At 74.8% G+C, this 9,052-nt stretch carries 10 protein-coding genes and 1 other RNA gene; 6 read left to right on the forward strand and 5 right to left on the reverse strand.

All coding sequences use genetic code 11. The annotated features are described in order from the left end of the window. Positions 1 to 48: 48 nt before the first annotated feature. Entirely contained in the window at positions 49 to 801 is a 753-nt protein-coding gene (locus tag ACWEJX_RS19825; RefSeq protein WP_451608728.1) for an SDR family oxidoreductase, read from the forward strand. A 134-nt stretch (positions 802 to 935) separates the two neighbouring features. Here the strand turns inward: ACWEJX_RS19825 and ACWEJX_RS19830 are convergent, their stop codons facing one another. Further along, the gene (locus tag ACWEJX_RS19830) at positions 936 to 1,268 is read right to left on the reverse strand and encodes a nuclear transport factor 2 family protein (RefSeq protein ID WP_451608729.1); all 333 of its coding nucleotides are present in this window, start codon (positions 1,266 to 1,268) and stop codon (positions 936 to 938) included. 178 nt (positions 1,269 to 1,446) lie between these two features. Between ACWEJX_RS19830 and ACWEJX_RS19835 the strand changes: the two genes are divergently transcribed. Further along, a complete protein-coding gene (locus tag ACWEJX_RS19835) occupies positions 1,447 to 1,761 on the forward strand; it encodes a MazG-like family protein (RefSeq protein WP_403793443.1) in 315 nt (104 codons plus the stop codon). Positions 1,762 to 1,789: 28 nt separating this feature from the next. Here the strand turns inward: ACWEJX_RS19835 and rnpB are convergent. Continuing rightward, an RNA gene (gene rnpB, locus ACWEJX_RS19840) (RNase P RNA component class A) lies at positions 1,790 to 2,188 on the reverse strand. Between the two features lie 179 nt (positions 2,189 to 2,367). Here rnpB and ACWEJX_RS19845 point away from each other — a divergent pair. Both ACWEJX_RS19845 and ACWEJX_RS19850 read left to right on the forward strand, forming a co-directional pair. Continuing rightward, positions 2,368 to 3,162, forward strand: a complete 795-nt coding sequence (locus ACWEJX_RS19845; protein ID WP_451608736.1) for a MerR family transcriptional regulator — start codon at positions 2,368 to 2,370, stop codon at positions 3,160 to 3,162. Further along, a complete protein-coding gene (locus ACWEJX_RS19850) occupies positions 3,159 to 4,004 on the forward strand; it encodes a hypothetical protein (protein WP_451608730.1) in 846 nt (281 codons plus the stop codon). The genes ACWEJX_RS19845 and ACWEJX_RS19850 overlap by 4 nt, the downstream gene beginning before the upstream one ends. On the opposite strand, the gene ACWEJX_RS19855 is transcribed toward ACWEJX_RS19850, so the two are convergent. Beyond that, positions 3,949 to 5,388 (reverse strand): RNB domain-containing ribonuclease, encoded by a 1,440-nt coding sequence (locus tag ACWEJX_RS19855; RefSeq protein WP_451608731.1) that lies wholly within the window; start codon positions 5,386 to 5,388, stop codon positions 3,949 to 3,951. The two genes, ACWEJX_RS19850 and ACWEJX_RS19855, sit on opposite strands and share 56 nt — an antisense overlap. Before the next feature lie 243 nt (positions 5,389 to 5,631). Between ACWEJX_RS19855 and yaaA the strand changes: the two genes are divergently transcribed. Both yaaA and eda read left to right on the forward strand, forming a co-directional pair. Next, a complete protein-coding gene (gene yaaA / locus ACWEJX_RS19860) occupies positions 5,632 to 6,399 on the forward strand; it encodes a peroxide stress protein YaaA (RefSeq protein WP_451608732.1) in 768 nt (255 codons plus the stop codon). Between the two features lie 128 nt (positions 6,400 to 6,527). Continuing rightward, complete coding sequence (gene eda, locus ACWEJX_RS19865; protein ID WP_451608737.1) at positions 6,528 to 7,154, forward strand: bifunctional 4-hydroxy-2-oxoglutarate aldolase/2-dehydro-3-deoxy-phosphogluconate aldolase; 627 nt, start codon at positions 6,528 to 6,530, stop codon at positions 7,152 to 7,154. A gap of 3 nt (positions 7,155 to 7,157) precedes the next feature. Here the strand turns inward: eda and ACWEJX_RS19870 are convergent, their stop codons facing one another. Together ACWEJX_RS19870 and ACWEJX_RS19875 are read right to left on the reverse strand one after the other, a co-directional pair. Beyond that, positions 7,158 to 7,973, reverse strand: a complete 816-nt coding sequence (locus ACWEJX_RS19870) for a GNAT family N-acetyltransferase (RefSeq protein WP_451608733.1) — start codon at positions 7,971 to 7,973, stop codon at positions 7,158 to 7,160. An 88-nt stretch (positions 7,974 to 8,061) separates the two neighbouring features. Next, positions 8,062 to 9,052, reverse strand: a 991-nt coding sequence (locus tag ACWEJX_RS19875; protein WP_451608734.1) for a bifunctional RNase H/acid phosphatase, incomplete at its 5' end; no start/stop codon positions are given.

Here is a 9,052-nt window from a genome sequence, read left to right on the forward strand (position 1 = left end):
CGGACGGATGAGTTCACGGGGCAGCGGTCTGCCGTACGCTGCGCGCCCATGAGCAACGCACGTGTCGCAGTGGTGACAGGAGCCGGTTCGGGCATCGGCCGGAGCGTGGCCCGGGCCCTCGCGGCGGCCGGCTGGTCGGTGGCGCTCGCGGGCCGGCGCCTGCCCGCACTCGAGGAGACGGCGGCCGGCCTGCCGGAGGGTCAGGCCCTGTGCGTACCGACGGACGTGACGTCCGAGGAGCAGGTCGCGGCCCTCTTCACGGCGGTACGCGACCGCTTCGGCCGGGTCGACCTGCTCTTCAACAACGCGGGTTCGTTCGCGGGCGGCGGCACCCCGGTCGAGGACCTGGACCCGGCGACCTGGCGGGCGGTCGTGGACGTCAACCTGACGGGCGCGTTCCTGTGCGCGCAGGCCGCCTACCGCGCGATGAAGGAGCAGTCGCCACAGGGCGGCCGCATCATCAACAACGGCTCCATCTCGGCGCACGTGCCGCGCCCGCACTCCGTCGCGTACACGGCGACGAAGCACGCGATGACCGGCCTCACCAAGTCCCTGTCCCTGGACGGGCGTCCGTACCGCATCGCCTGCGGCCAGATCGACATCGGCAACGCGGCCACGGAGATGACCGCCCGCATGCAGACCGGCATCCTCCAGGCCAACGGTCAGCTGGCGGTGGAGCCGGTGATGGACGCGGCGGACGTGGCGGCGACGGTGGTGCACATGGCGGCGCTGCCGCTGGAGGCGAACGTGCAGTTCGCGACGGTGATGGCGACGGCGATGCCATACATCGGGCGGGGCTGAGGCCTCCGTACGGACGGGCTGGTCGGCCGGCGCCTGCCCGGTGTCCGGGCGGGGCTGAGGCCTCCGTACGGACGGGCTGGTCGGCCGGCGCCTGCCCGGTGTCCGGGCGGGGCTGAGGCCTCCGTACGGACGGGCTAGTCGGTCGGCGCCTGCCCGGTGTCGAAGCGGGAGACCTTGCCGCCGTCGACGGTGAAGCGCCAGACGGTCCGCATCGAGCCCCAGGTGTCGTTGGTGTAGGTCGCGACGAGCGTGCGTCCGCCGTCGGTCTCCTCCTCCACCTCCATGCGCCCGTTCGAGGAGAAGATCTCCCGCTCGGTCCAGTCGTCGAGGTCCCGGTTCGAACCGTCGTCGGACATGCTGGCACCGGGCGCGAGGGCGGCCTGGAAGGCGGCCCGGTCGTTGGCGTTGAGCGCGGCCACGAAGGCGCGTACGGCGGGATCGCTGAGCTGCTCCACGGGAACGGTCACGCCCCGGACCGTACGGCGACCGCGCCGGACCCGCCGCTCAACACACCGGCGGGGTCACCCGGGCGGACAGGAAGAGCGGGCGGGGAGAACGGGCGGGGAGAACGGGCGGGGGGGAGCGGGCGGCACGGTGGCCTCCGCCCCGTTTCACCGGTGACCCGGAAGGGGCAGGCTGCCGACCATGACCGATCCCGTCTGGCCGACCATCGCCCGTCTGCAGGAATGGCTCGCGGCCCATCAGCAGCTCCCGCCCGGCCAGGAGATCCTGCTGCGCGTCCTCAAACTCTCCGAGGAGGTCGGCGAGGCGGCCCAGGCGGTGATCGGCGCCACCGGCCAGAACCCGCGCAAGGGCCACAGCCACACCTGGCAGGACGTCGAGGCCGAGCTCTGCGACGTCGTCATCACGGCGATGGTGGCGCTGCGCACGCTGAACCCGGACGCGCGGAAGGTGTTCGAGGCGCATCTGCGGAGGGTGGCGGCGCGGTCCCTCGAATGAGAGAGGGAGAAGGGGAGGGAGAGTGAGGCAGACGAGTCGGGCTGTACGCCGGGTTCTGTACCCCGGGACCTCGCGGTCGTCGGGGTGACGGCCATCCATCTAGGACCGGCGTTGCCGCCGGCCTCGTGCGGTCTACCCGCGGACTCGGGCGGGCAGCCCTCGATCGTCCGCGCAGGAACACCGAGGTGTTCCCTTTTGACCTTGCTCCGGGTGGGGTTTACCTAGCCGCCTGAGTCACCTCAGGCGCTGGTGGTCTCTTACACCACCGTTTCACCCTTACCGAGGACCGAGGTCCCCGGCGGTCTGTTTTCTGTGGCACTGTCCCGCGGGTCACCCCGGGTGGCCGTTAGCCACCACCTTGCCCTGTGGAGCCCGGACGTTCCTCGGGAGGATCCGAGGATCCCCACGCGGCCGCCCGCCCGGCTCGTCTGCCGTGCCGACCATGCTACCTGGCGTCGGGGCCCGGGCGGATCAGCGGAACCCGGCGGTCTCCGGGTCGGTCGTGGCACATGGTCGGCGGCGAGCCACGCAGACGCTTGACCTTGTCGCAGCGTCAAGGTTTCTACTGGGGGCATGGACATGCGGGACGTGCGTACGGGCCAGGGCATGCGGATCGGCGAGCTCGCCGCGCTCGTCGGGGTGACGCCGCGGGCCGTGCGGCACTACCACCGGCTCGGCCTGCTGCCGGAGCCGGTGCGGCGGGCGAACGGGTACCGGGAGTACGGGATCCGGGACGCGGTGCTGCTCGCGCGGGTCCGGCGGCTGACGGAGCTGGGGCTCGGGCTCGACGAGGTCGGGGACGTAATCGCGGACGACGAGGGGCGGGAGCTGGTGGAGGTTCTGAAGGAGCTGGACGAGGACCTGGGGCGGCAGGAGCGGGTGATCCGGGAGCGGCGGGCGCGGCTCGCGGAGCTGCTCGCGGAGGCCCGGGAGGGGCGGCTCGCGGCCGACGGACCGGTGTCCCCGGCGCTGGCCGGGCTGCTCGCCGAGCTGCCGGGGCCGGTCGCCGCGTCGCCGACGGCGGTGCAGGACCGGGAGATCCTCCTCCTGCTCGACACGGTCGTGCCGGAGCAGGACCGGGCCCGCCTGATGGACCTGATGCGCGGGGCCGCCACGCAGGCACCCGCGCTCTACGCCCGCCTCGACGCCCTCGCCGACGCCGCGCCCGACGACCCGCGCGTCGCGGAAGCGGGCGCCGCGCTCGCCGCCGTGCTGCCCGACGAGGTGGGCGTGGAGGCGCCCGAGGGCGGGCTCGCCGACGTGTTCTTCGCCGACCTCGCGCCGGCGCAGGCTGCGGCCGTGCGGCACGCGCTCCGGCTCGCCGCGGAGCGGGCTGCGGGGCGGGCATCGGGGCGGACCGCGGGGCGGGCATCGGGCCGGGCCTCGGAGCAGGCGCGATGAAGTACAGCGTCTACGTCCTGCTGCCCGCCGAACTCGTCCTCGCCGTCTGTCTCGGCACCGGCGTGCCGGTTCCCGCGCCCGTCCTGGCCGCCGCCGAGGCCGTCGCCGCCTTGCTGCTCCTCGCGAACGGCGTCGCCTTCCTGCGGCTGCGGCGGCGCGGGCTCACGGCCCGTGCGGCGCTGCGCCGACTCGTACCCGAGCCGGCCCGGCGGCTCGTCGGGCACGAGCTGCGGCTGCTCGGGAGCCTGGGCCGGTGGATCGCGCGGCGGCCGGACCGCGGCGAGCCGGGAGCGGTGCCGTTCCCGCACGCCCGCGACCAGGCGCCGCTCATGTACGGCTTCGCCTTCGTGTGCGTGGTCGAGACCGTCGGCATGTCGTACCTGCTCGCCGAGTGGCCCGCCGTCCACGCCGTCTTCCTCGTCCTCGACGTCTACACCGTGCTCTTCGTCCTCGGCCTGCACGCCGCCTCCGCGACCCGCCCGCACCTGCTCACGGCGGACACGCTGCGAGTGCGGCAGGCCGCGCACACGGACGTACGGATACCGCTGGACCGGATCTCCGCCGTGCGGCACGAGTCACTGTTCTCGCACGAGAAGGCGGACGGCGAGCTGAACCTGGCCGTCGGCTCGCAGACCTCGCTCACCCTGGAGCTGACCGGGCCGGTCGACGCGCCGAGGCTGCTCGGGGCGCCGCGGCCGGTACGGACCGTGCGCCTGCACGCGGACGACCCGCGGGCCTTGTTCCAGGCCCTCTCCCAGTCGGTCACGCAGTCCGTCACGCAGTCCGTCACGCGGGCGCGAACTGCACCTTCGCCCGTCCCGGATCCGCCTGCGTCAGCCTGACCCGCAGCGGGTCGCCGAGCGGCAGGCGGGCTCCGTCGGCGACGACGTCCCCGATGACGGCCGGGTCCTCCAGGTGGACGACGCCGGTGTGGGCCGTCTTCAGGTCGATGACGATCGAGTCGAAGACCTCCCCGATCCGATGGCTCATCAAGGCCTCCTCGACGATGTCGACGGAACCCCGTTCGGCCTTGTTGGCGAGTTTGCCGCCCCTCGCCATGTCCGCGGGCAGTCCGTCCAGTGCGTGCAGCACCCACTCGGGCGGCGGCGTGCCCGCGACGGCCGCCAGGGCGAGTTCGCCCGCGTACCGGTCGACGAGACGCCGCAACGGGGCCGTGCAGTGCGTGTACTCGTCGGCGATGGCGGCGTGGATGGCGGGCGACGGGACGTTTCCGTCGGTGAAGGGGGTGTAGCCGGAGCCCTGCAGCAGGGTGGTGGCGTCCTGGAGGAAGGCGGCGTGCCTGCTGTTGTGCGGGTCGAGGGAGCGGATGAGGGCCGCGTACGAGACGTGGTGCGGCCAGTCGATGCCGAGGGCCTTCGCCGAACGGCGCAGCCGGGCGACGGACCCGTCCGGGGCGGGCGGCAGTGTGCGCAGGATGCCGGTGCCCGCGGCGATCATCAGGTCGGCCGCCGCCATGCCGGTCAGCAGCGAGATCTGCTCGTTCCAGCCGTCGACGGGGAGCACGGCGCGGTACTCGAGGGTGTACGAGCCGTCGGTCCGGGTGGTGACCTCCTGCTCGGGGACGTTGAGGGAGATCCCGCCGCGCTCGATCTCCAGCGCCTCGCGGAGCCGGCCGACGGTGGCGAGCAGGGCGAGCGGCTCCTCGGCGGTGCCCGCGTCGATCTGGGCCTGGGCGCCCTCGTAGTCGAGCTTGACCTGGCTGCGGACCTTCGCACGGCGCACGTCGGTGCTCACCGTGCGGCCCTCGGCGTCGAGGTCGATACGCCACAGCAGGGCGGGCACGGTGTTGCCGGGCAGCAGGCTCGCGACGCCCTCGGAGAGCACGGCGGGGTGCAGCGGCACCTTGCCGTCGGGCAGGTAGAGCGTGGTCGCCCGCTTGTGGGCTTCGGCGTCGATCGCGCCGCCGGGTGCGACGAAGGCGGCGACGTCGGCGATGGCGTAGTGAACCCGGTACCCGCCGCCGTCCCGGCGCCCGAGGTGCATGGCCTGGTCGAGGTCGCGGGAGGTCGGCGGGTCGATGGTGAAGAAGGGGATGTCGGTGGCGTCCTCGTCGGGCAGGTGCGGCGCCTTCGCGACCTCCTCGGCCTCGGCGAGGACGGCCTCCGGAAAGCCGTCGGGAATCGCCAGCTCGGTGCGCAGCGCACGCAGGGCGGCCCGCAGCGGGTCGTCCGCTGCGGCGGTCACATGAATGTGGCGGCGGGGCATGCAACCGAGCGTATGGCGGGGGTGGGGACGCGGCATGTCGACGGGACGGGGGATGTCGGCGGGGCGGGGGATCGGCGGGACGGGGGGATCGGCGGGGCGAGACGGGAGGGAGGGACTGGAGGGAGGGACCGGCGAGGCGGGTCCGGACGGGCCGGGGCGGACAGGGGCACCCGGACGACCTCGTACGCTGGGCCGGTGGGGCCGCACCCCCGCCACCCCCCGTACGTACGAAGGAGACCCACCGTGCTCGTCCTGTTGCCGCCCTCCGAAGGAAAGGCCGCCTCGGGGAGCGGGGCGCCGCTCAAGGCGGAGTCGCTGTCGCTGCCGGGGCTCGCGGAGGCGCGGGCGGCGGTGCTCGACGAGCTGGTGGAGCTGTGCCTGGCCGACGAGGAGAAGGCGCGCGAGGTGCTCGGACTCAGCGAGGGGCTGCGCGGCGAGGTGGCCAAGAACGCCGAGCTGCGGACGGCCGGGGCGCGGCCGGCCGGGGAGATCTACACGGGCGTGCTGTACGACGCGCTCGGCCTGGCCACGCTGGACGCGGCCGCGCGCGAGCGGGCCGGCCGGTCCCTGCTGGTCTTCTCCGGGCTGTGGGGCGCGGTCACGGTCGCGGACCGGATCCCCTCGTACCGCTGCTCGATGGGTGTGAAGCTGCCGCGCCTCGGCGCGCTCGGGGCGCACTGGCGGAGCGCGATGGCGACGGTGCTGCCGGAGGCGGCGGGCGACGGGCTGGTCCTGGACCTGCGCTCGTCGGCGTACGCGGCGGCGTGGAAGCCGAAGGGCGAGGTGGCGGCGCGTACGGCGACGGTGCGGGTGCTGCACGCGCCGACGCGGAAGGTGGTCAGCCACTTCAACAAGGCGACGAAGGGCCGGATCGTACGCAGCCTGCTGGAGGCGGGGGCGGCGCCTGCGGGCCGGGAGGAGCTGGTGGAGGCGCTGCGGGACCTGGGGTACGTGGTGGAGGAGGGCGCCAGGGCCGGGCTCCTGGACGTCCTGGTGGACGAGATCCACTAGGTCGCCGTCACCGGGTCACCGCAGGGCGCTTCGGGGTGCTGCGGGGTACTGCGGGGCGCTGTGCGTTGCAACATGCGCAACGCTCGTTGCGCATGTCACTCGCCCTCGGCAGGATGAGGCGCATGCGCATGACGAGCGTGTTCGACCTCGCCCCCGCCGTGCCCGTCGTCCCGGTCGTCGTCATCGAGGACGCCGCCGACGCCGTACCGCTGGCCCGCGCCCTCGTGGCCGGCGGGCTGCCGTTGATCGAGGTGACGCTGCGCACCCCCGCCGCGCTCGACGCGATCCGGGCGATCGCGGACGGTGCCCCCGGGGCGGTCGTCGGCGCGGGCACGGTCGTCTCGGCGTCGGGCGTCGCGGACGCGGTCGACGCGGGGGCGCGCTTCCTCGTCAGCCCTGGCTGGACGGACGGGCTCCTCGACGCGATGCGGGCGCCCGGCGTGCCGTTCCTGCCGGGCGTGTCGACGGCCTCCGAGGTCGTGGCGCTGCTCGAACGCGGGGTCACGGACATGAAGTTCTTCCCGGCGGAGGCGGCGGGCGGCGTCCCGTACCTCACGTCCCTCGCCGGTCCCCTCCCCCGCGCCCGTTTCTGCCCGACCGGCGGCGTCTCGCCCGCCAACGCGTCCCGCTACCTGGCGCTGCCGAACGTCTCCTGCGTCGGCGGTACGTGGATGCTGCCGGCGGACGCGCTCGCGGGCCGGGAGTGGGCGCGGGTGGAGACGCTGGCGCGGCAGGCGGCCGCGCTGCTCCGCTGAGGGTCAGCCGAACGCCACCGCGGCGTGGTCGAGCACGGGACGGTAACCGAGCCGCTGGTAGAGCGCGTTGCTCGTCGGGTTCGCCAGGTCGGTGAAGAGCAGCACCTGTTCGGCGCCCGCGTCGAGCGCCGCCCGGCTGACCGCGCTGGTCACGGCGCCCCCGTAGCCGCGGCCCCGGTGGGCGGGCGGCGTGTAGACGGTCGAGACGCGCGCCTGGCCGGCGACGACCGGCGACGTGCTCGCCATCGCGAGCGGTTCGCCGTCCTCCGCGACCCAGAAGCTCAGCCGCCCGCCGCCGATCCGCCCCTCGACGTTGGCCCGGTAGTCCGCGTCCGGGTCCTCACCGATGTCCCGCGCGTACTCCCGCATCCACGCCAGCGCCCGCGGCACGTCCGCCGGCCCCGCCGTGCGCGCGGCGCCCTTCGGCGCGGGCTCCGGCGGCGTCAGCTCGCCCAGCCGGAACAGCCTCATCCGCCGCGTGACCGCCCACGCCCGCCCGGTGGCCCGCGCGAACGCCTCGACGGCCTCCGACTCGCCTCGTACGGCGGTCACTTCGCCCGCCCCCGGCAGCTCCGCCGCCAGCGCCCGCGCCGCGTCCTCCCCCATCCCCGCGACCAGCGGCACCCCGACCGGCGCCACCAGCACCGCCCCGGTGACCTCCCCGTCGCCGGCCTCCACCCACCAGCCGCACGGCCCGACAAGCTGTTCGGGCATCTCCAGCATCGTGAGCATCGCGGTGTGGCGGGCGGGGTCGGCGGCGAGGTAGGCGCGGACGGTGTCGCGGAAGGCGCGGTGGTCGGTGGTGAAGTGCCAGCTCATGGAGCGATGTTGGTACGGGGACGGGGCGGCGGTCCAGCGGTTTGAACGCTGCCCGCACGGGGGCGGCCCCCCACGGCGCCCGTCCCGCCTACCGCAGGTGCGACGTGTCGTTCAGCAGCCGCACCGACGCGTTCCCGTCCCCGTAATACGCCACCGCCGAAATGGACGCGGCCGACAGCTCCATCCTGAACAGCGACTCCGGCGGCGCGCCGAGCGCCAGCCGGATCAAGGTCTTGATCGGGGTGACGTGCGTGACCAGGAGCACCGTGCGGCCCGCGTAGGCGGCCGTCAGGCGGTCGCGGGTCGTGGCGACGCGGCGGGCGACCGTCGCGAAGGACTCGCCGCCGCCGGTGGGGGCGGCCTTCGGGGAGGCGAGCCAGGCGTCGAGGTCGTCCTTGTAGCGCTCGCGGACCTCGGCGAAGGTGAGGCCCTCCCAGGCGCCGAAGTCGGTCTCGCGGAGGCCGTTCTCGATCCGTACGTCCAGGCCGAGGCGGGTGGCGACGGCCTCGGCGGTCTGGCGGCAGCGGGTGAGCGGCGAGCTGACGATCTCCTGGATGGTGCCGCGCGCGGCGAGCGCCGCGGCCACGGCCTCGGCCTGGCGCCGTCCGACGGCGGACAGCTCGGGGTCGGCGCCGCCGCTGCCGGAGAACCGCTTCTCGGGGGTGAGCGCCGTCTCGCCGTGCCGCAGCAGTACGAAGGTGGCCGGCGCCCCCATGTCGGGCCCGGCCCAGCCCTGCGAGACGGGCGCGGCGGCCGCTGCGGTCTCGGAGGCCGCGGTCCCACTGGGCACGGCCGCACGGGCCGCATGGCCCACGCCCACATCGGCGCCCGCGCCCGCGCTCGACGCCTCCGCACGAGCCGCATGGCCCACGCCTGCGTCTGTGCCCGCGCGCGGCATCGCCGCACGGGCCGCGTGGCCTGTCAGGGCCGTGCGTCCGGCCTCCGCCTCGAAGTCGCCGGTGGCCGTTCCCGCTCCCGTCGACGGTTCCCTGTCCACCTCGCGCTCCGCCTCGCGGCCCGCCTCGCGGTCGGCCTCCGCCGCCGCGGCCAGCGAGGCCCGCGCCTCGTCCGCAGCCACC

This window comes from Streptomyces sp. NPDC004788, from assembly GCF_053601115.1.